20 protein-coding genes and 1 pseudogene are annotated in these 25,431 nt (G+C 67.7%); 3 read left to right on the forward strand and 18 right to left on the reverse strand.

What is annotated here, in order from left to right; translation table 11 throughout:
• Position 1 precedes the first annotated feature (1 nt).
• The 3 genes from purQ to IEW58_RS02260 form a co-directional block, all read right to left on the reverse strand.
• Positions 2–679: a phosphoribosylformylglycinamidine synthase subunit PurQ gene (gene purQ / locus IEW58_RS02250; RefSeq protein ID WP_188643633.1), complete on the reverse strand. Its 678-nt coding sequence runs from the start codon at positions 677–679 to the stop codon at positions 2–4.
• Complete coding sequence (purS, locus tag IEW58_RS02255; RefSeq protein WP_188643634.1) at positions 679–918, reverse strand: phosphoribosylformylglycinamidine synthase subunit PurS; 240 nt, start codon at positions 916–918, stop codon at positions 679–681. The genes purQ and purS overlap by 1 nt, the downstream gene beginning before the upstream one ends.
• Before the next feature lie 78 nt (positions 919–996).
• Complete coding sequence (locus tag IEW58_RS02260; protein ID WP_188643635.1) at positions 997–3,813, reverse strand: M16 family metallopeptidase; 2,817 nt, start codon at positions 3,811–3,813, stop codon at positions 997–999.
• Between the two features lie 46 nt (positions 3,814–3,859).
• Here IEW58_RS02260 and IEW58_RS02265 point away from each other — a divergent pair, with 46 nt between their 5' ends.
• Positions 3,860–4,738, forward strand: a complete 879-nt coding sequence (locus tag IEW58_RS02265; protein ID WP_229658398.1) for a diacylglycerol/lipid kinase family protein — start codon at positions 3,860–3,862, stop codon at positions 4,736–4,738.
• Positions 4,739–4,742: 4 nt separating this feature from the next.
• Here IEW58_RS02265 and purC read toward each other — a convergent pair whose 3' ends face one another.
• From purC to IEW58_RS02320, 11 genes are all read right to left on the reverse strand, one after another.
• Entirely contained in the window at positions 4,743–5,546 is an 804-nt protein-coding gene (gene purC, locus IEW58_RS02270; RefSeq protein WP_188643636.1) for a phosphoribosylaminoimidazolesuccinocarboxamide synthase, read from the reverse strand.
• A 145-nt stretch (positions 5,547–5,691) separates the two neighbouring features.
• A complete protein-coding gene (gene phoB / locus IEW58_RS02275; protein WP_188643637.1) occupies positions 5,692–6,381 on the reverse strand; it encodes a phosphate regulon transcriptional regulator PhoB in 690 nt (229 codons plus the stop codon).
• A gap of 3 nt (positions 6,382–6,384) precedes the next feature.
• The gene (phoU, locus tag IEW58_RS02280) at positions 6,385–7,047 is read right to left on the reverse strand and encodes a phosphate signaling complex protein PhoU (protein WP_188643638.1); all 663 of its coding nucleotides are present in this window, start codon (positions 7,045–7,047) and stop codon (positions 6,385–6,387) included.
• Between the two features lie 2 nt (positions 7,048–7,049).
• Positions 7,050–7,832, reverse strand: a complete 783-nt coding sequence (gene pstB, locus IEW58_RS02285) for a phosphate ABC transporter ATP-binding protein PstB (protein ID WP_188643639.1) — start codon at positions 7,830–7,832, stop codon at positions 7,050–7,052.
• On the reverse strand, positions 7,826–9,073 hold the full coding sequence (gene pstA, locus IEW58_RS02290; protein ID WP_188643640.1) for a phosphate ABC transporter permease PstA: 1,248 nt from the start codon (positions 9,071–9,073) through the stop codon (positions 7,826–7,828). The genes pstB and pstA overlap by 7 nt, the downstream gene beginning before the upstream one ends.
• A complete protein-coding gene (gene pstC / locus IEW58_RS02295; RefSeq protein WP_188643641.1) occupies positions 9,066–10,451 on the reverse strand; it encodes a phosphate ABC transporter permease subunit PstC in 1,386 nt (461 codons plus the stop codon). Before pstC ends, pstA begins: the two co-directional genes overlap by 8 nt.
• A 16-nt stretch (positions 10,452–10,467) precedes the next feature.
• Positions 10,468–11,514, reverse strand: coding sequence for a substrate-binding domain-containing protein (locus IEW58_RS02300; protein ID WP_188643642.1), 1,047 nt, complete (start codon positions 11,512–11,514; stop codon positions 10,468–10,470).
• A gap of 95 nt (positions 11,515–11,609) precedes the next feature.
• Positions 11,610–12,791 carry a sensor histidine kinase gene (locus IEW58_RS02305; RefSeq protein ID WP_188643643.1) on the reverse strand — a complete coding sequence of 394 codons (1,182 nt, stop codon included), beginning with the start codon at positions 12,789–12,791 and terminating at the stop codon, positions 11,610–11,612.
• Between the two features lie 40 nt (positions 12,792–12,831).
• Positions 12,832–14,694, reverse strand: a complete 1,863-nt coding sequence (locus tag IEW58_RS02310) for an ABC-F family ATP-binding cassette domain-containing protein (protein ID WP_188643644.1) — start codon at positions 14,692–14,694, stop codon at positions 12,832–12,834.
• A gap of 58 nt (positions 14,695–14,752) precedes the next feature.
• Entirely contained in the window at positions 14,753–17,293 is a 2,541-nt protein-coding gene (locus IEW58_RS02315; protein ID WP_188643645.1) for a cation-translocating P-type ATPase, read from the reverse strand.
• Positions 17,290–18,588: an acetyl-CoA hydrolase/transferase family protein gene (locus IEW58_RS02320; RefSeq protein ID WP_188643646.1), complete on the reverse strand. Its 1,299-nt coding sequence runs from the start codon at positions 18,586–18,588 to the stop codon at positions 17,290–17,292. The genes IEW58_RS02315 and IEW58_RS02320 overlap by 4 nt, the downstream gene beginning before the upstream one ends.
• Before the next feature lie 155 nt (positions 18,589–18,743).
• On the opposite strand from IEW58_RS02320, the gene IEW58_RS02325 reads away from it, so the two are divergent.
• Both IEW58_RS02325 and IEW58_RS02330 read left to right on the forward strand, forming a co-directional pair.
• Positions 18,744–19,508, forward strand: coding sequence for an SDR family oxidoreductase (locus tag IEW58_RS02325; RefSeq protein WP_188643647.1), 765 nt, complete (start codon positions 18,744–18,746; stop codon positions 19,506–19,508).
• Between the two features lie 21 nt (positions 19,509–19,529).
• A pseudogene (locus IEW58_RS02330) lies at positions 19,530–21,121 on the forward strand (MBL fold metallo-hydrolase).
• A 6-nt stretch (positions 21,122–21,127) separates the two neighbouring features.
• Here the strand turns inward: IEW58_RS02330 and IEW58_RS02335 are convergent.
• The 4 genes from IEW58_RS02335 to IEW58_RS02350 are packed head-to-tail and all read right to left on the reverse strand — an operon-like array spanning position 21,128 to position 25,431.
• A complete protein-coding gene (locus IEW58_RS02335) occupies positions 21,128–22,036 on the reverse strand; it encodes a ribose-phosphate diphosphokinase (protein ID WP_188643648.1) in 909 nt (302 codons plus the stop codon).
• Positions 22,033–23,550: a thymidine phosphorylase family protein gene (locus IEW58_RS02340; protein WP_229658399.1), complete on the reverse strand. Its 1,518-nt coding sequence runs from the start codon at positions 23,548–23,550 to the stop codon at positions 22,033–22,035. The genes IEW58_RS02335 and IEW58_RS02340 overlap by 4 nt, the downstream gene beginning before the upstream one ends.
• On the reverse strand, positions 23,543–24,229 hold the full coding sequence (locus tag IEW58_RS02345) for an ABC transporter ATP-binding protein (RefSeq protein ID WP_188643650.1): 687 nt from the start codon (positions 24,227–24,229) through the stop codon (positions 23,543–23,545). Before IEW58_RS02345 ends, IEW58_RS02340 begins: the two co-directional genes overlap by 8 nt.
• The gene (locus IEW58_RS02350; protein WP_188643651.1) at positions 24,226–25,431 is read right to left on the reverse strand and encodes an ABC transporter permease; all 1,206 of its coding nucleotides are present in this window, start codon (positions 25,429–25,431) and stop codon (positions 24,226–24,228) included. Before IEW58_RS02350 ends, IEW58_RS02345 begins: the two co-directional genes overlap by 4 nt.

Below are 25,431 nucleotides of genomic sequence, written 5' to 3' on the forward strand. Positions count from 1 at the left end.
TTCAGGCGGCGACCAGCGCGTTCACCGCGCTTTCGAACAATGCGCGCCCGTCGGTGCCGCCGAGCTCAGGCTCGATCGCGCGCTCCGGGTGCGGCATCATGCCCAGCACCGTGCCGCTGTCGTTGAGAATGCCGGCGATATCGTGCTGCGATCCGTTGCAGGCGTCGAGGTAGCGGAAGGCCACGCGTCCTTCGCCTTCAAGCCTGGCGAGCGTCTCGGCATCGGCGAAATAGTTGCCGTCGTGGTGCGCGACCGGAAGGCTGATCGTCTGCCCTGCCTCGTAGCCGGCAGTAAAAAGCGACTGGCTGGTTTCGACCCTCAGTGGCGCCGCGCGGCAGGTGAAGGTGAGCTGCGCGTTGCGCATCAACGCACCGGGAAGCAGGCCGGCTTCGGTGAGGACCTGGAACCCGTTGCACACGCCGAGCACCGGCACCCCGCGATTGGCCGCGGCGACGACTGCGCGCATGATCGGGCTGCGGCTCGCGATCGCTCCGCAGCGCAAGTAGTCGCCATAGGAGAATCCACCCGGAACGGCGATGAAGTCGAGGCCCGAGGGCAGGTCGCTGTCGCCGTGCCACACGCGCAGCGCGGCGGAACCCGAGACCTTTTCCAGCGCCACTGCCATGTCCCGGTCGCAATTGGAGCCGGGGAAGGTGATCACGGCCGCGCGGAACGCCATCACGCGGCCTCCAGCTTCTCGATGCGGTAGTTCTCGATCACCATGTTGGCGAGCAGCTTGCGGCACATCTCGTCGAGCGCCGCGTCGGTCGTCTCGTCCGCAACCTCGAGATCGATCTCGCGGCCGATCCGGACGTCCTCGATCCCGGCGAAGCCCAGGCCTTCGAGCGCATGATGGACGGCGCGCCCTTGGGGATCGAGCACCCCAGGCTTGAGGCTGACGTGAACGCGGACTTTCATCGGACGGGCCCTTGGTTTGGCGGCGGGGAACCCGCGCAGCCTATGGCGAATACGGCGCAAAGGAACAAGGGGCGCGCGTCATTGTCTCGGGGCGGGTAGGGCCAGCACCTCGACGGCAGCGCCGAGACCGAGGTAGCGCGCTGCGGTCGCCTGCAATTCGATCGGGTCGATGGAGCGGATGACATCCTTTGCCGCAAGGAAGCGGCCGATCCGGAAACCTTCGCTCTGAGCCCGCGCGGCAAGCTGGAGCCAGCCCGCGTTGCTCTTGAGGGCGTTGTCGTAGGATTCCAGCAGCGGGTGGCGCGCGCGTTCCAGCGTGTCGTCGCTCACCGGCTCACTCGCAAGGCGCGCGACGACCGAGGCGATCGCGGCTCGTGTCGCATCGAGGTCGGCCACGTCGACCGAGGCGGTCAGCGCGAACGTGCCGTAGCCCCGCCAAGCCCGCGAGGGTGCGCTGCGGACACCGGGCGAATAGGCCTTGCCCAGCTTTTCGCGGATCTCTTCCGTCAGTTCGATCTGGGCCACGCGCTCGAGCAGTTCGAGCCGCTGGACCTCCGCCGCGTCGCTGTCGTCCGTCGTGGGCCAGGTCAGGCGCACCAGCGCCTGGTCGGGCTCCCCGGTATGGAGGACGCTGCGCGGGGCCCGGTCGGCGGTGAAGGGCCGGTCGCGGGCATCCTCGCGCGGGAGGAAATCCGGTTCGCGGGCGGGGAGGGCGCCAAGCGTCTTGCCCACCAGGGCGATGGCTTCCTCTTCGTCGAGGTCGCCGACCAGCGCGAGTTCGATCGCTCCCCGCTCAAACCGGTCTGCGAGCGTATCGCGCAGATCGGCATAGCGCAGTTTCTGGTAGGCGATGCTCGGCTGGACCGTGAAGCGCGGGTCGTCGTCCGACAGGATCCCGCCGATCGCGGCATCCAGCGCACTCGCCGGCGTCGCGTCCTTGCGCAGGAACCAGTTCGCCATCTCCCGCCGGTAACGGACCTCTCCTTCGCGGCGGAAACCGGGATCGGTGAGGGCGGCGGCCAGCAGGTCGAGCTGCAGCTCCAGATCGCGCGGAGTGGTGATTCCGCCGCTGACGAAAGTGTCGGCCCCGGACGCCAGGTTCAGGGAAACCGAATGGCCGGCGAGCAGCGAGGTCAGCTCGTCCTGCGAATGCTTGCCCAACCCGCCCGATGGCAGGCTGCCGACCATCGCGGTGGCCAGCGGGCGCTCGGCAGTGGCGAGCAGGTCTCCGCCATCGAGATTGAGCTGGAAACGAATGCGGTCGGCTTCCAGGCTGGTGCGTTTGAGGTTGAGCCGCACACCGTTTGCGAAGCGCACCTCGCGGATGCCCGTGCGCGGCTCGACCGTGTCTGCGACGACCGTGCCGGGGGTGCCGAATTCGGTATAGGCGAAGGAGCCGGTGGGGGCGGCAGTGGGAGCGGATATCTTTTCGGCCATCAGCTCGTCCCACGCGGCGCGCAGGGCCTTTGCGCCCCCCTCGGGCGCGACCCGGCCCTGGAAGCGGATCAGCGGATCGTCCAGCGGCGCGGCGTCGGCCCTGAGCGCAGCCAGAACTGCCTCGGGGGTGATCGCCGGGGCGAATTCCTCAAACCGTTCAAGCGCGCTCCTGGGGGTGGCCGGCACCAGGTCGTTATCGAGCAGCTGCTCGACAGCGTTTACCAGGACGGCGTTGCTGCGCGTGTCTGCCGACCGCGCGGCGTTCTCCTGCGCTTGCCGGTTTCGCGCGACCTGCTCGGCCATTTCGGCCGGCGAGAACCCGTAGGCGAGCGCGCGCCGCCACTCGCGCACCGCTGCGACCAGGCCCTGCCGCCACTTGCCATCGAGCGCGTCGACGATGAAATTGGTCGCGCGCCCTTCCTTGAAGATGTGGCCCGTCCCGAAACCCGCACCGCGGTAGGGCGCATCCTCGCTGCGGGCGATCGTCTCAAGCCTCCGGTTGATCGCCGCATAGCCGATCCCTTCGAGCAGGTTCTGGCGCCGCTGTGCCACCGTGTCGGGTTCATCGGTCCACGGCGAGAGACTTGTCACGGTCACTCGCTCTGACAGCGCCGGGTCGAGGTATATGTCGGTTTCGCCGCGGCGGCCCAGGTTCACTGGACCAGCATCGGGCTCCGCTGGCGCGGGCGGGCCGGACCAGTCGCCGAAACGGGCCCGGATGGCGGCTTCCACCTGCGGCACGTCGATCGCGCCCACCACCACCAGCACCGCGTTCGACGGCACGTAGGCGCGGCGGTAGAAGCCGCGCAAGCGGGCCGCGTCGGCCGCCTGCAGCGTCTCCTCCGTGCCGATGGGCAGGCGCTGCGGGTAGCGCGCACCGGGCGCCACGAACGCCCACTCGTCCTCGGTCTCCTTGAGCGCGTAGTTCGTCCGGTCGCGCTTTTCGGCCAGCACGACGCCGCGTTCGCGCGCGATGGCCGCGTCGGACAAGGTCAGCTCGCTCGCAGTTTCGCGCATCAGCATCAGTGCCGTGTCGAGAAGCTTCGGATCGGCACGCGGCAGGTCTAGCTTGTAAGTGGTGCTCTCGAACCCGGTCGAAGCGTTGGTGTCTGCGCCGAAAGCGAGTCCCTCGCGCTCGAGCAGCTTCACCATCTCGCCCTCGGGCACATGAGCCGAGCCATTGAAGGCCATGTGCTCGACGAAGTGCGCGAGCCCGCGTTCTTGGTCAGTTTCCTCGAGCGAGCCCGAGCCGATCCGCAGGCGGACCAGGACCGTCCCCTCCGGCGTATGGTTCTCTCGCAGGACGTAGCGCATCCCGTTGGGGAGCGTCCCGAAGGTGAAAGCCGGATCGACCGGAACGTCGCTCGTTTCGAAGGCCCAGGCGGGCGGGCCCGACTGTTCCGCGTGGGCCGGGTAGGCGAGAAAAGCCGCAAGTACGAACAGGATGGTGCGGTGCATCCGCTCTCCTTGCCGCGACATGCTGAACCGGGCAACAACCGCCCTGATGAACCTCGACCTCGTGTACAATCCGGCCGCTGGCAGCTTTCGTCCGGCAAGGCTGGCGGAGCTGGTCCGCGCGTTCGAGGGACGGGGAGCGACGGTCGCAGCCTTGCCGACCGCGGCCGAGGGCGTGCGCCTTTCGGGTTCGGCCGACCTCGTGTGCGTCCACGGCGGCGACGGGACGCTGCGCGACACCGTGCAGGCGCTGGGTGCGCGCGCGGGGGAGGTGCCGCTGTGCATCGCGCCGGCGGGCACGATCAATCTCGTCGCGCGCGAACTCGGCTATGGCCGCGATCCGGAAGCGCTGGCGGAACAGGTCATGGCGGCATGGCGGCGGGGCCCTGAAACCTGGGTCAGGGCACCGCTTTATGCCCTGGGCGACCTGCCGGTCGTCTCATGCCTGTCCATCGGGCCGGACAGCCACGCCGTCGCGCGCGTTTCGTCCGCGCTCAAGCGGCGGATCGGGCGCTTCGCCTACGTGGTGGCGATGCTGCAGGTCCTGCGCCAATGGCCGCGCCAGGCGATGGCGCTGTCGGGCGAGCTGGCCGATGGCACCCCCTTCACCTGCGAGGGGGCGGCTGTGATCGTCAGTCACGGCGCGCTGTTCGCCGGACCTTTCCGATTGTCGCCCAACGCGGCTCTCGCAGCGGATTCGGTGGAACTGATCGTCCTCAACCGGCCTTCGCGACGCGGGGTCGCGCTGTTCACCGCGGCGGCGTTCGCGGGCTGGCCCCTCGACCGCCTGGGCCTTGCAACCTTCCGCAGCGTGCGCCGGGTGGCGTTCGACCGCTGCGTTAGCCCGGTACAGGTCGACGGCGATCACATGCCCGATTGCGCCTATGCCATCGGGCCGACCGGGATGACGCTGCGCTACGTGATCTGAGCGGTCACTTTTTCGGCTTGGGAGACGTCCGCAGGCGCGAGCGGTGGGCGCTCATGTCGAATACCTCGCCCGGCGTGTTGTCGTCCTGCAGCAGGCCGAGCCGGCGGGCGACTTCCTGGTAAGCCTGCTCCTCGCCGCCGAGATCGCGGCGGAATCGGTCCTTGTCGAGCTTTTCGCCGGTGGCGATGTCCCACAGGCGGCACCCATCGGGGCTGATCTCGTCGGCCAGGATCGTGCGGCTGAAATCGCCGTCCCAGATGCGCCCGAATTCGATCTTGAAGTCGATCAGGCGGATGCCGATCGCGGCAAACATGCCGCACATGAAATCGTTGATGCGGATCGCCATCGACGAGATGTCCTGCATCTCTTCGTGGCTCGCCCAGTTGAAGCAGGCGATTTCCTCCTCGGAGACAAACGGATCGCCCAGCGCGTCGTCCTTGTAGCAGTATTCGATCAGCGTGTGCGGCAGCGGCTCGCCTTCCTCGATGCCGAGGCGCTTGGTCAGCGACCCGGCGGCGACGTTGCGCACGATCACCTCGATCGGGATGATCTCGACCTGCCGCACCAGCTGCTCGCGCATGTTGAGCCGGCGGATGAAGTGCGTCGGGATGCCGATGTGCGCGAGCCGGGTGAAGACGTGCTCGCTGATCCGGTTGTTTATCACGCCCTTGCCGTTGATCGTGCCCTTCTTCTGGGCGTTGAAGGCGGTGGCATCGTCCTTGAAGTACTGGATCAGCGTGCCCGGCTCGGGACCTTCGTAAAGGATCTTGGCCTTGCCTTCGTAAACCTGGCGGCGGCGGGATGACATGGTGCGCTTCCTTCGGGAGCCGTGAAATAGACGCGCGCCGGCGGGCGGGTCGCGGTGACGCGCGCGGCCGGGGCCGGTGGCGGGGGCCATAGGCAAAAGCCGGTGCGAAAGCAATTGCGCGGGGCGGGCGCTTCCGGCGGGAGCGTCAGACCGGTTCGAGCGCGTAGCCTGCCGATCGCAGGGTGCGCACCGGGTCCTCTGCGCCAGGCACCGCGATGGCCACGCGAAGGCGCCGGATGTGAACGTCCACGGTCCGCTCGCTGACGTCGCTTTCGCGGCCCCATACGGCGTCGAGCAACTGGCTGCGCGAGAACACGCGCGAAGGATGCTCCATCAGATGCTTGAGCAGCCGGAACTCTGTCGGTCCGAGGCGGAGCTGGCTGCTGCGCCGTTCCACCCGGTGCGCGACCGGATCGAGGCTCAGGTCCCCGACGACCAGCGTCTCGCCGGCCAGCGCGGGCCGCACGCGGCGCAGGACGGCGGCAACCCGGGCGAGCAGCTCGCGCGGGGAAAACGGCTTGGTCAGGTAGTCGTCCGCGCCCGTCTCGAGGCCGCGCACCCGGTCTTCCTCTGCCTCGCGCGCGGTGAGCATGATTATCGGCACCCGCGCGGTTGCCGGGTCGCGGCGCAGCCGGCGGCAGACCTCGATCCCGCTGGTGCCTTCGATCATCCAGTCGAGGATGACGAGATCCGGAGTCTCCTCGGCAGCGAGCATGAGCGCCTCATCGCCATCGGCGGTCGCGCTGACCTCGTAGCCTTCCTGCTCGAACCGAAATTCGAGCAGTTCGGCGAGCGAGGCGTCGTCCTCGACCAGCAGGAGCCTGGGCGCGGGCATGGCTCAGGGATCGGGCGGGTAGGTGCCGAGAGCGGCGAAGTGGACCATTTCGGCGACGTTGGTCGCATGATCGCCGATGCGCTCGAGATTGCGGGCGATGAACAACAACTGGGCAGCGGTGCTGATGGTCGCCGGGTTCTCGACCATGAAGCTGACGAGGTTGCGGAAGATGCTGTCGTAGAAGGCGTCCACCTTGTCGTCGCGCTCGATCACCTCGAGCGCGAGGACCGGATCGCGCGCGGCGAAGGCGGTGAGGACGTCATGCACCATCGATGCGGCGATGTCGGCCATCGCGGGAAGCAGAGTCATCGGTTCGAACGGCCCGCGCCGGTCGATGCCGCCGACGCGCTTGGCGATGTTCTTGGCGTAGTCCCCGATCCGTTCGACCACGCCGCCGATCTTGAGCGCGGCGATGATCTCGCGCAGGTCATCCGCCATCGGGGCGCGCAGGGCGATTGTGCGGATCGCCAGCGCATCGACCTGCGCCTCCAGCGCGTCGAGTTGCTTGTCGCGCGCGACCACCCCTTTGGCAAGCTCCTCGTCGCCCTTGATGAGCGCCTGCATCGCCTCGCTGATCGAAAGCTCCGCCAGACCGCCCATCTCCGCGATCAGGCCGCGCAGGCGGGTAATGTCCTCGTCGAACGCCTTGACGGTGTGCTCAGCCATGATCAGCCGTACCTTCCGGTGATGTAGTCCTTGGTCCGCTCCTCGCGGGGATTGGTGAAGATGTCAGAGGTGTGGCCGTATTCGACCATCTTGCCCAGGTGGAAGAACGCGGTCCGCTGCGACACGCGCGCGGCCTGCTGCATCGAGTGGGTGACGATGACAATCGCGTAGCGGCCGCGCAGCTCGTCGATCAGCTCCTCGATCCGGGCGGTCGCGATCGGATCGAGCGCCGAGCATGGCTCGTCCATCAGGATCACCTCGGGCTGCACGGCGATGGCGCGGGCGATGCACAGGCGCTGCTGCTGGCCGCCGGAAAGCGCGGTGCCGGAATCGGACAGCCGGTCCTTCACTTCGTCCCACAGGCCGGCGCGGCGAAGCGATTTCTCGACGATGGCGTCCAGTTCGCTCTTGCCTTCGGCGAGGCCGTGGATGCGCGGGCCGTAGGCGATGTTCTCGTAGATCGACTTGGGGAACGGGTTGGGCTTCTGGAAAACCATCCCTACTCGCGCGCGCAGCTGCACGACATCCATCTTCGACCGGTAGATATCCTCTCCGTCGAGCTCGATGCAGCCTTCCACCCGCGCGCCCGGGATGGTGTCGTTCATCCGGTTCAATGCGCGCAGGAAAGTGGACTTGCCGCAGCCCGAGGGGCCGATGAAAGCGATCACGTATTCGCTGTGGATGTCGATCGAAACCGAATCCACCGCCTGCTTCGCGCCATAGAACACCGACACGTCGCGCGTGCGCATCTTGGCTTCGGGGGAGGGATTCGTCTCGGTCACCATTTCTTCTCGAACTTGTTGCGCAGGTAGATCGCCACCCCGTTCATCAGCAGCAGGAACAGCAATAGCACGATGATCGCCGCGCTGGTGCGCTCGACGAAGCCGCGGTCGATTTCGTCCGACCACAGGAAGATCTGCACCGGCAGCACGGTAGCCGGATCGGTGAAACCGCCCGGCGGCGTGGCGACGAAGGCGCGCATGCCGATCATCAGCAGCGGCGCCGTTTCGCCCAGCGCGCGGGCCATGCCGATGATCGTGCCGGTGAGGATGCCGGGAAGCGCCAGCGGCAGGACATGGTGGAACACCACCTGCACCGGCGAGGCGCCCAGCGCCATAGCGCCGTCGCGGATCGAGGGCGGCACCGCCTTGATCGCGTTACGGCCCGCGATCACAATCACCGGCATCGTCATCAGCGCGAGCGTCATGCCGCCGATCAGCGGTGCAGAGCGCATGTGGGGGAACAGGCCGAGAAACAGCGCGAGACCGAGCAGGCCGAAGATGATCGAAGGGACCGCTGCAAGGTTATTGATCGACACCTCGATCAGGTCGGTCCAGCGATTCCGCGGCGCATATTCCTCAAGGTAGAGCGCTGCCAGCACGCCGATCGGGAAGGCGAGGGCAAGGGTGACGATCATCGTCAGGATCGACCCCTTGAGCGCGCCCCAGATGCCCACCTGCTGCGGGTCGGTCGCGTCCGAGCGCGCGAGGAAACCGCTGTCGAAGCCGGTAGCGAGCTGGCCCTTGGCCTCGAGCGAGCGGGCAAGAGGTTGCAACTCGCGGTGTCCGTCGCCGCGCAGGGCTGCGGCGAGGCTCTCTGTCACAGGCAGTTCGAAAACGTGGCGGCCCTGTAGCAGCGAGGGGTCGGCGGCGATCTTCTCCGCGACGATCCGCCACCCCTGCGGATTGATCTCGCCAGCCGCCGCCTTGCCCAGCGCACGTTCGGCGCTGAACGAGACGACATCCGCCAGGCCTTGGCCCTCGAGCGCGCGGACGATGGCGTCCGTGTCGGAAACGCCAGCAGGCACATTGAGCGCCACCGAGGCAAAATCGACCGGCACCTGCAAGGTGGCGCGCTGGAAGCCGCCGATGCCGTTGAAGGTCATCGTCGCGAGCAGGAACACCAGCACCGCCACCGAGAACAGGATCGCTCCCAGTCCCGCCAGCCTGAACCGTCGCTCGGCCGCATAGCGCTTCTTCAGCCGCGCTTCGAAGGCGGGCGAGCGGGTGGTGCCGGTGCTATTCATATGCTTCCCGGAAGCGCTTCACGACACGCAGGGCGATGAAGTTGAGCGTCAGCGTCACGAGGAAGAGCACGAACCCGAGCGCGAAGGCGCTGAGCGTCGCGGGGTGGTCGAAGCTGCCTTCGCCGGTCAGCATGGCGACGATCTGGAAGGTGACGGTCGTCATCGATTCGAGCGGGTTGGCCGACAGGTTCGCCGCCGCACCCGCGGCCATCACCACGATCATGGTCTCGCCGATCGCGCGGCTGACCGCGAGCATCACGCCCGCGACGATGCCGGGAAGCGCCGCAGGGACCAGCACGCGGCGGATCGTCTCGTTGGTGGTCGCTCCCATCGCCAGGCTGCCGTCGCGCATCGACTGGGGCACGGCGGCGATGGAATCGTCGGCCATCGAGGAGACGAAGGGGATGATCATGATGCCCATGACGAGGCCGGCTGCGAGCGCGCTTTCGCTGGAGGCGTTCGCCACGCCCAGCGATCGCGCGACATCGCGCACTAGCGGGGCGACCGTCAGCGCCGCGAAATAGCCGTAGACCACGGTCGGCACGCCGGCGAGAATCTCCAGCGCGGGCTTGAGCCACTTGCGCCAGCGCGGGCTTGCATACTGGGTCAGGTAGATCGCGCTCATCAGGCCGAGCGGAATGGCGACGATCATGGCAATTATCGCGCCGATGTAGATCGTCCCCCAGAAAAGCGGCAATGCGCCATAGCGGCTGGGATCGACCGCTTCGGCGCGGGCCATCGGATCGGGCGCCCAGTGCGTGCCGAACAGGAAGTCGATCGGGCTCACCATGCCGAAGAAGCGGACGGTCTCGAAGACCAGGCTGATGAAGATGCCGAGGGTGGTCAGGATCGCCACCAGCGAGGCAAGCACCAGCGCGACCATAACCGCGCGCTCGACCCGGGTGCGGGCAGCGAAGTCCGGCTTGAGGCGGAGGAACGCCCATGCGCCGCCCGCAAAGGCCGCGACCAGCAGGGCGGCGAGGCCGATCGCCTCGAACCGGCCGATCGCCGCGCGGAAGGGCTCTATCAGCGCACGCGCGGCGGGGTTGAACACTCCTGGAGCAGCACCGGTCGCCGCCGCCCGCGCTTCGGCGAGCATGGAATCGCGCAGCATCCCGAACGGCGGCAGCGACGCGGCCGCCGGGTCCGCCAGAACCGACTGCAGGACGAGTTGCGGCATGACCGCGTTCCATACCAGCGCGACCAGCAGCGCGGGCACCAGCACCCAAAGGGCCACGTACCAGCCGTGATACCCCGGCAGCGCTGCGAGCCGCACTCCCGGATCGGCGCGGCGGAAACTCCATGCGCGCGCGCGTGCCGCCAACCATGCGGTCAGCCCCAGCCCGAGGGCCAGCAAAAGCAGCAGGCTCGGCGACATCGCGAGTGGACTTAGCTTACTTCAGCCCGGTTGGCGAAAGCGGAGTGAAGCTCTTTGCCGCTTCGGCGCTCTTCGCTTCGACTTCGGGAGTAGCGGCGACGAGGCCGATCTTCGCCAGCGGCCCGTCCTTGGCCCACGACTTCGCCCATTCGCCCACGAATTCGCGCAAGCCGCGGATCGCGTCGAGGTGCGCGTTCTTGACGTAGATGAACAGCGGCCGCGCGCCCGGGTACTTGAAGCTGGCGATGTTGTCGTAGGTCGGTTCGACCCCGTTCATCGTCAGGCCGTTGAGCTGGTCGAGATTCTCCTCGAGATAAGAATAGCCGAACACGCCCATCGCATCGGGATTGCTCTCGATCTTCTGGACGATGAGGTTGTCCTGCTCGCCCTGGTCGACATAGGCGCCGTCGTCGCGCACTTCGGTGCAGACCTGCTCGTGCTTGTCCTTGTCGCTGTCCTTCAGCGCCTTCATTCCGGCATCGGCGTCGCAGCCCTTGCTCAGGATCAGTTCCTTAAGCGCGTCGCGCGTGCCCGAAGTGGAAGGCGGGCCGTAGACGAGGATCGGCTTGGCCGGCAGCGAGGGATCGACGTCTTTCCAGGTCTTGGCGGTCTGCGGCTTGCCATACGGGTTGGCCGCGAGGGCCTTGTATACGATCTCGGGGGTCAGGTTCATGTCAATCCCGCCCTTCTTCGAGGCGAACGCGATCCCGTCGAGGCCGACCTGGATTTCGGTGATGTCCTTGACCCCGTTCTTCTGGCACTTCTCGAACTCGCTGGCCTTCATCCGGCGCGAGGCGTTGGCGATGTCGGGCGTGTTGGCGCCCACGCCCTGGCAGAACAGCTCGATGCCGCCGCCGGTGCCGGTCGACTCGATGATCGGCGAGGCGAAGCCGCTGTTCGAGCGGACGAAGTTTTCCGCCACCACCTTGGCGAACGGATAGACGGTGGAGGAACCGACCGCGCGCACCGAATCGCGGGTGCCTTCGCTCGTGCCTCCGCCGCCACACGCCGCCAGTGCCACGGTGCCGAGCAGTGCAAACAGGATGTTACGGTTGCGTGTCATGAGAAACCCCTTTGGTTTCGCGCTAGCTAGCGGCCCTGTGTTACAGTTTGACGACACGATCGTGACGGCGGCATCCGAAAAAGGGCGGATGTGCGTCAGGAGGCGATGGGGAGCCTTACGGTCACCGTCGTCCCTTCGCCAACACGGCTGGCTATATCGAGTCGCCCGCGGTGCCGTTCGACGATGTGCTTGACGATTGCGAGCCCCAGACCCGTGCCCCCCGCCGCGCGGCTGCGGCCGGGATCCACGCGATAGAAGCGACGCGTAAGGTGCGGGATGTGCTGCGAGGGGATCCCGTCGCCCCGGTCGCGCACTTTCAGCACCGCCATCCCGCGCCCGTCGTTCTCCACCTCGACCGTCACCTCGCTGTCCGCCGCGCCATACTTGAGCGCATTGTCGACGAGGTTGCGGACCAGCTGCTCGAGCTGCTTCGGGTCGCCCAGCACCGCAAGCGGGGCGGCTTGTCCGCCCAGGCGCAGGCGGTCGTGCCGCGCGGCCCCTGCGCTGTCGCGGGCAGCACGGCCCGCGAGTGCGACGAGATCGACATGCTCGCGCGGCTGGTCGTGCTTTTCCGCTTCAATCTGCGAGAGCGACATGAGGTCCGCGACCAGCTCCTGCAGGCGCCGGGCCTCGCGCAGGACGATGCCGAGGAAGCGTTCGCGCTGCTCGGGCTCGATCGTCGCGCTCTTGTCGATCAGCGTCTCGACATAGCCGATGATCGAGGCGAGCGGGGTGCGCAACTCGTGGCTGGCGTTGGCGACGAAATCGGTGTGCGCGCGGCTGATGTCGATCTCGGCGGTGCGGTTGATCAGTTCGACCAGAGCGAAGCGGTCGCCGAACGGCTGGCGCGACATCTGCCAGCTGCTCTGCGGCCCGGTGAGGCCCTGGATCGTCGCGCTGCCTCCGCTTGTCCTGTTCAAAAGGTCGACCGCTGCCGGATGGCGCAAGGCGACCCGGGCGTCCTGGCCTATGATGTGCGGCCCCAGCGTCTCGCGTGCGCCGGCATTGGCGACGATCACGCGGTTGCCGTCGAGAATCACCGTTGGCAGGCCGGAGTGTTCAACTAGATCACGCATCCCTTCGGGTGTGAGCGCGATGCCGACGTCCGTCCGGGCGGCCGTTGGCGCGGGCGGCGGTTGCACCAGCCACAGCGTCGCCAGCCAGACGAGGACCGTCGCGGCAGCCACAAGCAAGCTCGTGCCGGCCAGCGCGAGGCCGATTCCCGCCACCACTGCGATGAGGACGCCCGCGAGAGGCAGGGTGCGGCCTTGCTCCATGAAGGGCTGCCCTAGCCGCGCCGGAACCGGCGGGCCAGCGCTATCCGGCTTCGCGCTCGAGCTGCTCGCTAGCTTCCAGCCAGCGCGCCTCGGCGTCCTCGAGCTCTTTGGAGACGGTCGCCTTGCGCCGCGCCAGCTCACCCATGGTCAGGGGGGCTAGCTCGCCGTGGTCCGCCTGCGGCTCCCACATCGCCCGGTCGATCGCGCTGGCCTGTTGCTGCAGGCGGGCTACCGTCTTTTCGGCTTCCAGCACCGCGGCCCGTGCGCGCTTGGCGGCTTCGCGGTCGCGGCCCTTGCCTTTGACCTTCTTCGCCGGACGTCCGTCTGGATCCGCCTTCGGCTGGTTACGGCCCAGCACGAAGTCGATGTAGTCCTCCATGCTGCCGGGGTATTCGGCGGCCGTGCCGTTATCGACGAGGATCAGCCGGTCCGCCACGAGCTCGACCATGTGCCGGTCGTGGCTGATGAGCAGGACCGCTCCCTCGTAGTCGTTGAGCGCCTGCACCAGCGCCTCGCGCGCATCGACGTCGAGGTGGTTGGTCGGTTCGTCGAGTACCAGCATGTGGGGCGCGTCGCGGGTGATCAGCGCCAGCGCAAGCCGCGCCCGCTCGCCGCCCGAAAGCTTGGCGACTTCGGTCGTGGCGCGGTGCCCCGAGAAGCCGAAACGGCCGAGCTGCGCGCGGACGGCGGCGGGCGTGCGCCCCTCCATCACGCGGTTCATATGCTCCAGCGGGGTGGCGTCGGAGGCCAGCTCCTCGACCTGGTACTGGGTGAAGTAGCCGACCTTGAGCTTGCCCGAGACCTGCATCTTCCCCTCCATCGGAGAAAGCTGCGAGGCGAGCAGACGGGCGAGCGTGGTCTTGCCGTTGCCGTTGCGGCCCAGCAGCGCGAGCCGGTCGTCGGGGTCGATCCTCAGGTTGAGACGCCGCAGCACGGGCGTGTCGCCATATCCGACCGCAGCGTGATCGAGCGTGATCAGCGGCGGGCGCAGCTCGTCCGGGTTGGGGAAGTCGAAGCTTAGGCTCGGGTCTTCCATCAGCGCGGCGATCGGCTGCATCTTGGCCAGCATCTTGGCACGCGACTGCGCCTGCTTGGCGGTGGAGGCGCGGGCGCTGTTGCGGGCGACATAATCCTGCAGGCGTGCCCGCTGCGCATCCTGGGACGCCTTGGCGGCGGCAAGCTGGGCGGCGCGCTCGGCCCGCTGCCGCTCGAAGGCGTCGTAGCCGCCCGAATAGACCGTGAGCTTGCCGCCTTGGAGGTGGAGGATCGTGTCGACCACGTTGTTCAGCAGGTCGCGCTCGTGGCTGATGACGATCAGCGTTCCGTCGTAAGCCTTCAGGAAGCTTTCGAGCCAGAGCGTCGCCTCGAGATCGAGATGGTTCGAAGGCTCGTCGAGCAGAAGGATGTCGGGCGCGGAGAACAGCAGCGCGGCGAGGGCGACGCGCATCTTCCAACCACCGGAGAAGCTGTCGAGCGGCTGCGCCTGCATCGCCTCGTCGAAGCCGAGCCCGCCGAGGATGCGCGCCGCCCGCGCCGGGGCGGTGTAGGCGTCGATCGCCATCAGGCGCTCATGCACATCGCCCAGGCGGTCCGGGTCCTCGCAGATCTCGGCTTCCGCCAGCAGGGCGGTGCGCTCGACATCCGCCTCCAGTACCGCTTCGAACGGTGTCCGAGAGCCGCTGGGGGCTTCCTGCGCGATGTAGCCGAGCCGGCTCCGGCGCGGCATCTCGATGCTACCGTCGTCGGGTTCGATCTGGCCGATCAGCGCCTTCATCAGGGTCGACTTGCCCGCGCCGTTGCGGCCGATCAGGCCCACGCGCGCATTCGTAGGGATTCCCGCGCTGGCATCGGCGAGGATGGTATTGCCGCCGAGGCGCACCGTCAGGTTCTTGATCGTGATCATGGCGACGCGCCCCTAGCAGCCCGTGCCCTTTCACCCAACCGGCGAATAGGACATGCGCTCAGACGGTTAAGCTGGCGCGGAAACGCGGCTTGAGGAGGGCGATGGCGGCGGCGAGTAGCGCGGCGAGCAGCGCCACCGCGAACACGCTGCGGTAGCCAAGCGCGGCGAGACCGAAGACCTGTGCGACCTGAGGAATGGCCAGCACCGCCGCATTCACGCCCATTGTCACGCCGAGGATCACCGGCAGAGCACGGTTGCGCGCCTTGACGTGGCGGCCGAAGGAGCGGTCGGCGAGCACGAGGATCAGCACCGCTACGACGAGGCCCGCGAAGCAGGTCGCGCGCAGGAGCGGTTCAGCCATGCGGGACGCGGTCGCCCAGGCTCCCAGGGCCAGCACCAGCGCCAGCGCAGCGCTGCCCTGCGCCGCCGCCCAGATCGCCATGCCACGGGTTACGAGCGGGCTGTCCTGTGCCCGCGGGGGCCGTGCCAGGACGTCGTCATCCGCCGGCTCCGCTTCGAAGCCGAGCGAGCAGACCGGATCGATCACCATCTCGAGCAGCGCGATCAGAACGGGCCCGAGGATGATCGGCCAGCCGAGCAGCAGGGGCGCGATCGCCAGGCCCGCGATCGGCAGGTGCACCGCGAAGATGAAAACCGCTGCCTTGCGGATGTTGTCGTAAATCCGCCGGCCGAGCGCCACCGCGCTGACGATCGCGCCGAAATCGTCGTCGAGCAGGACGATGGCCGATGCCGCGCGGGCGACGTCGGTACCGCGCCGCCCCATCGCGATGCCGATGTGGGCAGCCTTGAGCGAAGGGGCGTCGTTCACCCCGTCGCCGGTCATGGCGACGACTTCGCCGGCGGCCTTGAGCGCGCGGACGATCCGCAATTTCTGTTCGGGCATGACGCGTGCGAACACCCCCACTTGGCCGATGCGCCGGGAGAGCTCGATGTCGTCGAGCGCCGTGATCTCGTCGCCCGACATGGTTTCGCCAGCGCGAATGCCGGCCTGGTCGGCGATCGCCCGGGCGGTTGCCGGGTAGTCTCCGGTGATCATCACCACCCGTATGCCGGCGTCCTGCAACTGCGCCACCGCGGCGGGGACCGCCCCGCGGATCGGGTCCGCCAGCCCCACGAGCCCGCGGTAGGCGAAGGCGAAGCCGTGCTGCGAGTCCGGCAGGGTGCCGGGAGGCGCGCTCCCCTCGGCCAGGGCTAGCACGCGCAGGCCCCGCGCGGCCATGTCGCTTGCCATGCGCTCCATCTCCCGCCGCGCTGCGGGTTCGAGGTGGCACAGGTCCGCGATCGCCTCGGGAGCGCCCTTGGCGGCGACTACCATGTCGGGCTTGGCCTCGTTCGACCAGACCTGCGACATCGCCAGGAGTCCGGGCGCCAGCGGATAGAGCCGTTCGGCCGACCAGCCCGCGCCCCGGTGATCATCGAGGGACGCGCCCGGGTGCTTGCCTGCCAGGTCGTGCAGCGCCTTTTCCATCGGGTCGAACGGCTCTGCCTGACTCGCCAGCATGCCGAGGGTCGCAAGCCGCACGTGGGCATCGGAGGGAAGGTGCGTGGCGGGCGTGGGGCGATGGCGCTCCCCGCCCGGCAACCAGAGCTCCTCCACCTCCATCAGGTTCTGGGTCAGGGTGCCTGTCTTGTCGGTGCACAGGACTGTCGCCGCGCCGAGCGTCTCAATGGCCGAACCGCGCCGGGCGAGCACCCGTGCGCGCGACATGCGCAAGGCGCCGATCGTCATGAACAGCGCGAGGACGACCGGGAGTTCCTCCGGCAGGAGCGACATGGCAAGCGCGATTCCTGACAGGATGGCAGCCAGCCAGTCGCCGCGCAGGAAACCGAACAGGAGCACTGCGGTCACGCTCAAGACGATGCCCGCAACGGCGAACCAGCGCACCATCCCGCGGGTCTGGGCGATCAGGCGCGGAGTTTCACTCTCAAGGGTGGCGAGCGACTTGCCGATCGCGCCGATGCGGCTGCGGGACCCGGTCGCCGCGACTTGCATCAGCCCGGTTCCGCGCACCGCGAGCGTGCCGGAGAAGGCATAGGGCAGATTGTCGCCGCCGGGGACGGGAGGCGGTGCGATGGTCGACGGCTGCTCTGCCGCGACCTTGGTCACCGGGACGGACTCGCCAGTGAGGAGCGCTTCATCGACTTGCAGGGCGTTTGCCTCGACAAGGAATCCGTCGGCGGCGATCCGGCTCCCTTCCGCGATCTCCAGCAAGTCGCCGCGCACGATCTCGCGTGATTCGATAACCACTCGCCGTCCGTCGCGGATCACGGTGGCGCGCGGCATGGCCAGGTCGCGCAGCGCCTCGACCGCCCGCTGTGTGCGCACTTCCTGGACCAGCGAGATAGAGATCGTCAGGAGGACGAAGACGAGCAGGATGATCGCCTCGCCCGGATCGCCGAGCAGCAGGTAGATCGCGCCGCCCGCCAGCAGCAGCAGAAGCATCGGCTCGCGCAGAACGCCCGCGAAGATCGCGAGGGCCGAGCGGTGCGAAGCGTCGGGAAACTCGTTGGCCCCATCTTGCGCAAGACGCGCAGCAGCCTCCGCTGCGGTCAGGCCGGGATGTCCAGGCTCGCTCATCCCAGCGTGCGCGCCAGGTCCTGCCGGAACGAAGGGTGCGCGATCTCGATCAGCGCCTCGGCGCGCTCGCGCAGGGATTTGCCCTTCAGGTCGGTCCAGCCGAATTCGGTGACGACGATTTGCGTGTCGTTGCGCGGCGTCGTAACCGGCCCGGTCAGCTGCGGGACGATGCGCGAAACCGTGCCGTCCTTCGCGGTCGAGGGGCAGCAGATGATCGACTTCCCGCCTGCCGATGCCGCGGCGCCCCGCACGAAGTCGAGCTGCCCGCCCGATCCGCTGTACTGCCGGCCGGTTACGTGTTCGGAATTGCACGCGCCGCTGAGATCGACCTGCAACGTCGCGTTGACCGAGACGACTCCCGGATTCTTGGCGATGTGGCGCGGGTCGTTGACGATGTTGACCGGCGCGGCGTGGAAGGACGGATTATCGTCGAGCAACTCGTAAAGCGCCGCGTCTCCCATCGCGAAAGTGAACACGCTGCGTCCCGGATAAGTGACCTTTCGCCAGTTTGTGACCGCTCCCGAACGGACCAGCGCCGCAAGGCCGGGCGCCAGCAATTCGGTATGGATGCCGAGATCGCGCCTGTCCTGCAGCAGGGCGCAGACCGCGTCGGGGATGCCGCCGATGCCCATCTGCAGGCACGCGCCATCCCCGATCATCCCGGCAACGGTCTGTGCGATGGCGCTTTCTTCCGGGGAGGGCTGGCGCGCTTCGATTTCGGCTAGCGGAATCGAATGCTCCACGATCGCATCGACTTCGGAGATGTGCAGCATCGCGTCGCCGAACACGCGCGGCATGTGGGGGTTGACCTCGACGATCAGCCGCTTCGCGCTGCGGGCGGCGGTAGAGCCGTAATCGTTGCCGACCCCGAAGGTGAACCAGCCGTGCCGGTCCATTGGCGATACGGTGACGATGAACGTATCGAGCGGCACCCGCTCGCTGAGCAGACGGGGCGCTTCGCTGAAGGCGACCGGGACGAATTCGATCGGAGGGGCTTCTCCGCGTGCCTCCGCCTCGCGCATGATTGCCCGCTCCACGCGCGAGAGGAACATGCAATGCGGGCTGATCCGGTCGAGCAGGTCGTAACGCAGCACCGTCCGCGCCGCATGGTCGAGCGAATGGAAATACCATAGCTTGAGATCAGCGACTGCCCCGGCTTCGACCCGGTTGGCGAGCGCCTGAAGAAGCGCAGGTGGCTCGGCCACCGCCATGCCCATCGCGATGTGCGCGCCCGAGGGGATCGCGGTGACGGCCTCCTCGGCGGTGACGAGCTTCAGGCGGTATTCCTCGTTCATGAGCAGTCCGGTGGGCCCTCCCGCATCGCCGCGCACTGGGGAACTCTACTTAAGGCAGACGCGGCAGGACAGGGGCGTCCGTATCATTCCCGATGGGGGGAGGCTGCGGCCCGTTCTATCGGCGGACGATGGATACGGATTTCGGGAGCCATTCGATGAACGTGCAGTCATGCGGGCAATTGCGTATCGTCATCACAGGCGGAGCCCGCGGCATCGGGGCGGCCACGGTTCGCCTGCTGGCCGAGGGCGGAGCGAAAGTTCTGGTCTGCGACGTGCTCGACGGCGAGGGCGAACAGCTTGCAGCCGACCTGGGAGACAATGTCCTTTACCGCCATCTTGACGTCACCAGCGAGAGCGAGTGGGCGCCGGCCGTGGCGTTCGCGCAGGAGCGGTTCGGATCGCTGAATGCGCTGTTCAACAATGCCGGCGTGCTCGGGCTGGGCAGCGTGGCCGAGTGCAGCGCGGCAGATTTCCGCCGCATCGTTGAAATCAACCTCGTCGGCGCATTCCTCGGCATCCGCGCCTGCGCCCCCGCGCTGAAGGAGGCAGGCGGCGGAGTGATCGTGAACACCTCGTCGATCGCGGGACTGCAGGGCTATGCCAACCTTGCGCCCTACGTGACGAGCAAATGGGGTCTGCGCGGGCTCACCAAGGCTGCTGCGCTCGATCTCGCAGCCGATGGGATCCGCGTGCTGTCGCTGCACCCGGGGCCGATCCATACGCCGATGACTGCGAACATGCCCGAGGAAGTCGCCGCCGCGCAGCCTATTCCCCGCTTTGGCGAGCCCGAGGAGGTCGCCCGGATGGTGCGCTTCATGTTGACCGAGGCCACGTATTCGACCGGCAGCGAGTTCGTAGTCGACGGCGGGGCGGTAAGCGGTCAGGTGCTCGCGCTCGAGCGAAACGGCGGCGGTCGGTAGCTTTCACCAGGACCATAGAGGATGACCCTTTCCCTTGCCGTTCACGGCGCCGCCCGGACCGTAACCGGCTCCTGCATCGAACTCATCGCAGGAAAGTCACGCATCTTGCTGGAATGCGGCCTGTTCCAGGGCTCGCGCTCGCTGGAAGCGCTCAACCATGAACCGTTCGATTTCGATCTGAAAGGCATCGACGCCGTGGTGCTGAGCCACGCCCATATCGATCATAGCGGCCTCCTGCCGCGGCTGGTGGCGGAAGGCTTCACCGGTGCGATCTGGTGCACCGTGCAGACCGCCGACCTGCTCGAATTCATGCTCGCCGATGCCGGGCGCATCCAGGAGTACGAAGCCGAGCGGCGCAACCGCCGCCGCGACCGGGCCGGGGAGACTCCGTTCGAGCCGATCTATACCGAGGAAGACGCGCTGGCTGCCTGGCGCGCCGCGCGCCCCGTGGCGCTGGAGGAATGGTTCGAACCCGCCCCCGGTTTCCGCGTGCGCCTGTGGAACGCGGGCCATATTCTCGGCTCCGCATCGGTCGAGGTGGAAGCGGAAGGCGTGCGCCTGCTCTATTCGGGCGATCTGGGGCCGGAGAACAAGGCGTTCCATGCGCATCCTGCATCCCCGGCCGGATTCGATTTCGTCATCTGCGAAGCCACTTACGGCGACCGGATGCGCGAGCGCGTATCCATTGAGGATCGGCGGCGGCTGCTCGAAGGCGAAATCCTCGCCGCCCGCGCACGTGGCGGCAACCTGGTGATCCCCAGCTTCGCGCTGGAGCGCACCCAGGAACTCCTGCTCGACATCGCCACCCTGTCGAGCAGCCAGCGGATCGGGCAAGCGATGGTGTTCGTCGATTCCCCGCTCGCCAACCGGGCCACCGACGTGTTCCGCAAGTACGCCAGTGAGCTGGAGGACACGGGCGGGCGCGACATCTTCGGCCATCCATCGATCCGTTACGTGAATGACGTCGCCGAATCGATGCGGCTCAACACCCTCTCGGGCGCGATCATCCTCGCCGCCTCTGGCATGTGCGAGGCGGGGCGCATCCGCCATCATCTGTTCTACAATCTGCCGCGGCCGGATTCGACGATCCTGTTCGTGGGCTTCCAGGCCGAAGGTTCGCTCGGCCGGGTGATCCTCGAGGGAGCAAAGCGCGTGCGCATCTCGGGCCGCGACGTGCGCGTGCGGGCACAGGTGCGCCAGATCGACAGTTACTCGGCCCACGCCGACCAGGCAGGGCTGCTCGATTGGCTGCAACAGCGCATCCCGATCGCGGGCAGCCTGTTCCTCGACCACGGCGAAAGCGCTTCTCTCGAAGCCTTGCGGCGCGAGGCGCAGAGCCGCGGTGTCGCACAGTCCATCATCATCCCGGAGAGTTGGGCGAGCGGTACGAGCTCCGACCCGGGGAACCCGCGCGGCGCACGAAGACGGGCCTGCCCGAGCGCCAGCAGGCGGTCGGGCGCGATTGGCAGAACAGCTATGCCGATCTCGCCGCGAACCTGAAGTCGCGGCTGGCGTCGATCCGCGATGCCAAGGCGCGCCAGAAGGCGATCGCAGAGATGCAGAAGGTGCTCGACAGCTACACCGAGTTCAGAAACGGCAGGAAGAAGGCTTGAGACCCGTCAATCGCCTGCGCCGGATATCGGACCGAGCGCCCGCGCGATACCTTCGGCGAGTGCGGACGAGACGTCTATCGCATTGCTAGGGTGCGCGATCGTATTGGTGCTGACGACCCGCCCAGCGCCTGCGGCCCGGAGTTCCTCGTAGCTCTCGCCGGCAAAAATAGGGTGCACCACGGCACAGACCGGGTCGTTGAAGCCTCTTTCGCGCAGCAGCCGCACCGCCTCGATCAGGGTCTTTCCACTCGAGGCAATGTCATCGACGATTACCGGTGTTCCAGTCGCAAGTTCGTTCAATCCCGCTGGGTCGATCGTGACCGAGTACGGTCCGCTGCGAACTTTGCGCAGGATGGTCGCGCGGCCTCCGGCGGCCTGTGCGATGCGCCCGGCCCACTGCGCGCTTTCCTCGTCGGGGCCGACGATCACCGGATTTTCCACCTCACGCGCGACCCAGCCCGCAATTGCCTCGCTCGCGCTCACCGCGACGGCAGGTATCGAATAGACCCCCGCAAGATCGGGCAGGCGGTGGAGGTGCGGGTCGGTCGTCACCAACCAGTCGAACCGCGCGGACAAGACCTCGCCGAAGATCGCCGCGCTCACCGCTTCGCCCGCCCTGAAGGCAATATCCTGCCGCATGTAGGCTAGATAGGGCGCGACCAGCCCGACCGAGCGGGCGCCCTGCTGCCGCGCGGCGCCGGCGGCCAGCAGCAGCGGCACGAGCTTGGCGTCAGGGCGGTCGAGGCTGCACAACAGCGCGACGTCCCGGCCCTCCACCGGGGATAGCAGCCGGACATGAGACTCCCCGTCCGGGAAATGCGACAGCGCCAGTTCGCCCAGCGCGTCAGCGGTGTGCCCCACCAAAGCCGTAGCAAGGCCGGGCGCGGCGGACAGCTCGAACAGCAGCATCGTCATGCTTCTGTAAGTTGCAGGATGCGCGCGTTCGCGGCGGCGAATTCGAGCGCGTAGGCCAGTTCGCCCGGTGTTTCCGCGTGAACCGTGAGCAGCGGCTGGCCCCTGGAGATTTCGTCACCCAGCTTGACGTGGATGCGCACGCCCGCCGAAGCGGCGGCAGGCGCTCCTGCGAGCTTGGCCAGCTTGGCCAGAAGGCGGTTGTCGATCGACGCGAGCCGGCCCGCCTCCGGGGCGACAAGATCGTGGCGGAGCGGGGCGACCGGCGGCTCGCGGAAGCCCCCTTGCGCGGCGCAGATGGCAAGGAATTTGCGCAGCGCGCGTCCATCGTCGAGGATGGACGCGGCAAGCGTCTGCCCGGCTCCCTGTTCTGCCGCGCCGCCCAGCTCCAGCAATTCGCCTGCCAGAAGGAGCGCACGCGTGCGCAGGTCGGCCGGAGCGGAGTTCTCGCAGCGCAGTACCGCCAACACGTCGTGCGCCTCCAGCGCAGGGCCAATCCCGTTGCCGACCGGCTGCGAACCGTCTGTGACGATCGGCCGCACATCGAGCCCCACTTCCTTGCCGACCAGCGTGAGGAATTCGCTCAGCTGGCTCGCGTCTTGTGGGCTGCGGACCTTTGCGGTGGGGCCGACGGGAAGGTCGATCAGCACGTGGGTGGATCCCGCCGCCAGCTTCTTCGACAGCACCGAGGCGACGAGCTGGGCCGAACTGTCGAGCCCGACAGCGCGTTCGACGCGGATGATGATGTCGTCCGCCGGGCTGAGGCCGACATTGCTGCCCCAGACGACGCATCCTCCCTCGCGCTCGACGACCTTGCGCATTGCGGCAATGTCGAGATTGACCGGCGCCATCGTCTCCATCGTGTCGGCCGTGCCGGCCGGCGAGGTGATCGCGCGGGAGGAGGTCTTGGGTATGGTCAGGCCTGCCGCGGCGGCTATGGCCACGAGCAACGGGCTGGTCCGGTTGGCGGGCAGTCCCCCCACGCAGTGCTTGTCGACGATCTGGCGGCCGGGCCAGGTCAGGCCCTCGCCCACTTCCACCATTGCCCGGGTCAGCGTGACCATCTCCCCGAAATCGGCCTGGTGGCTGGAGAAGGCGGTGATGAAGGTCGCCAGCTCGACATCGGAATAGCGTTCGGTGGCGACGTCGCGGATGATCGACCGGATCTGGTCATCGTCCAGCCGGTGACCGTACACTTTGGCCCGCACCGCGCTCATCGAGGCCACCGGAAGCGGATGGCGCAGATTTACCGGCGTGCCGTCCGGAACGTCCAGGTGTGACCATACATCTTCCGACAGCCCGACCTCGTGCTCCCCGATAAGGCCGTCCGACACCTGGTACATCGTCGCAAGCGCGCTGCGTCCGCCGGCCACCAGTTCCACTTGCGCCCGTGCGGTGAAGCCCACTGATCGCGCGATGGGACAGTCGGCATGGAGCAGCACGATGGGCTCCTGCTGTGTTTCGAGCCGCAGACGGCGCGTGCGCAGCACCACCGAGGATTGAACCGCGTCATGCATGGACGATCCTTCCATCGAGCAACTCGATCCGCCGCGGGCACTGCGCGGCGATGTGCGCGTCGTGCGTCGAGATAAGGAAGCTGCTGGAAAGGCTGTCGTTTATCGAACGGATGAGGGCCATGACCTCGTCGGCGGTCTGGCGGTCGAGATTTCCCGTCGGTTCATCCGCCAGCACCAGCACCGGGTCGTTGATCAGCGCGCGCGCGACCGCGACGCGCTGGCGCTGTCCCCCTGACATGGCCGCAGGCCGGAAATCGCGCCTTTCGGCCAGACCCATCGCGTCGAGCAGCTCGCCAGCCTTCGATCGCATCGGCGCGGTCTCGCGCCCGGCGGCGGCCGCGGCGGGCATCATCACGTTCTCGATTGCGGAGAGGTCGGGCAGGAGGTGATGGAACTGGAACACGAAGCCCAGGTACTTGCTGCGAAATTCGGTCCGCTCCGCTTCGCTGGCCTGCATTAGGTCGGTCCCGAGCATTTCGTGGCTTCCCCCTGAAGCGCGCATCAGGGTGCCGAGGATCGACAGCAGCGTGCTTTTGCCTGAGCCGGAGGGACCGAGAAGCGCGGCCATCTCCCCTTCCGCGAGCTGCAGGTCGATGCCCTTGAGCACCAGCGTCTCGGCTTCGCCATCGCCGAAGCTCTTGGTGAGCCCGCTCACGGTGAGGATGGTCCCGGCGCTCACGTGCCGATCGCCTGCACCGGATCGATCCGAGCGGCGTTGCGCGCGGGGAGGATCGAGGCGAGGACCGCTGCCAAGGTGGTCAGGCCGATGGCGAGCAGAAAATCGCCTTGGCCGCGATCGATCGGCAGCCCGCCGCTGGCGACTTCGGTGACAGGCGGAAGCGGGAGCAGCGCAAGCCAGGCCGCCAGCGCCCCGAACAGCGCTCCGACCAGGCCGATCAGCGTTCCCTCGAAAACGAAAATCGAGACGACCAGGCTCCGGCTGGCGCCCATTGCCCGCATGATGCCGATTTCCGCCTGCCGCCTGACGATCGACAGCAGCATCGCGCTGGCGATGCCGACCACGATGGTGACCAGCGAAAACGCCTTGATGATCGTCCCGGTGCGCGCTTGCGCATCGAGACCTTCGAACAGCTGGCTGTTGTCCTCTGTCCAGGCCGTAGCCTTGAGCCCGGTCGAACGGCGCAGGCGTTCGGCGACGGCAGGCGCGGCGGTCGCCGGCGCGACCTTGATTTCGATGCGGGAGATGCCGGTCGAAAGGTCGAACAACGCTCGCGCGGCGGTGAAGTTCATGTACACCGCCTGCCGGTCCGCGCTGGCGATGCCGAGGGCGAAGATCCCGCCGATGCGGAAGCTTCGCGCGCGGCCACGGTCGGAATTCAGCCGCACCACCTGCCCGACGCGCAACCCCAGATCGCTGGCAAGGCGGCTGCCGATAAGGATGCCGTCCGCCGGGAGATTGCCACTGCCCTCGACTATCGCGTCCCCGATGTCGGCAATGACGGAAAGCTTGCCCGGCATCACCCCGATCACCCCGACGGGGGCAACTGCCTGTCCGCGCTCGACAAAAGCCGATCCGCGTATCTGCGGGGAAACCGCGGTCACCCCGGCGGTCTGCTCGATGATCGGCACGGCTGGCTGCCAGATGGCAATCTGCTCGCGCCGGCCGAGGTCCTTCTGCACCGCTACGTGGCTCTGCGCCCCCGCAACGAGCGCTACCGGATCCCGGTCCGGCATCTCCAGCACGATGTGCGGGATGCTGCCCACCGTTCGCAAGGTGAGCAGCGTCGCCAGGCCGCCGATAAGCGCGCTCATGAAAATGAACACGCTGACGCCCAGCGCGACACCAGCCATGAGCAGCGCAGTCTGGCCGGGATGGGACAGCAGGTGGCGCACGGCCAGCTTGGCGGCGTAGCGGTTCAC

The organism is Tsuneonella deserti, from assembly GCF_014644315.1.
In the GTDB taxonomy this organism is placed as follows: Bacteria; Pseudomonadota; Alphaproteobacteria; order Sphingomonadales; family Sphingomonadaceae; genus Tsuneonella; species Tsuneonella deserti.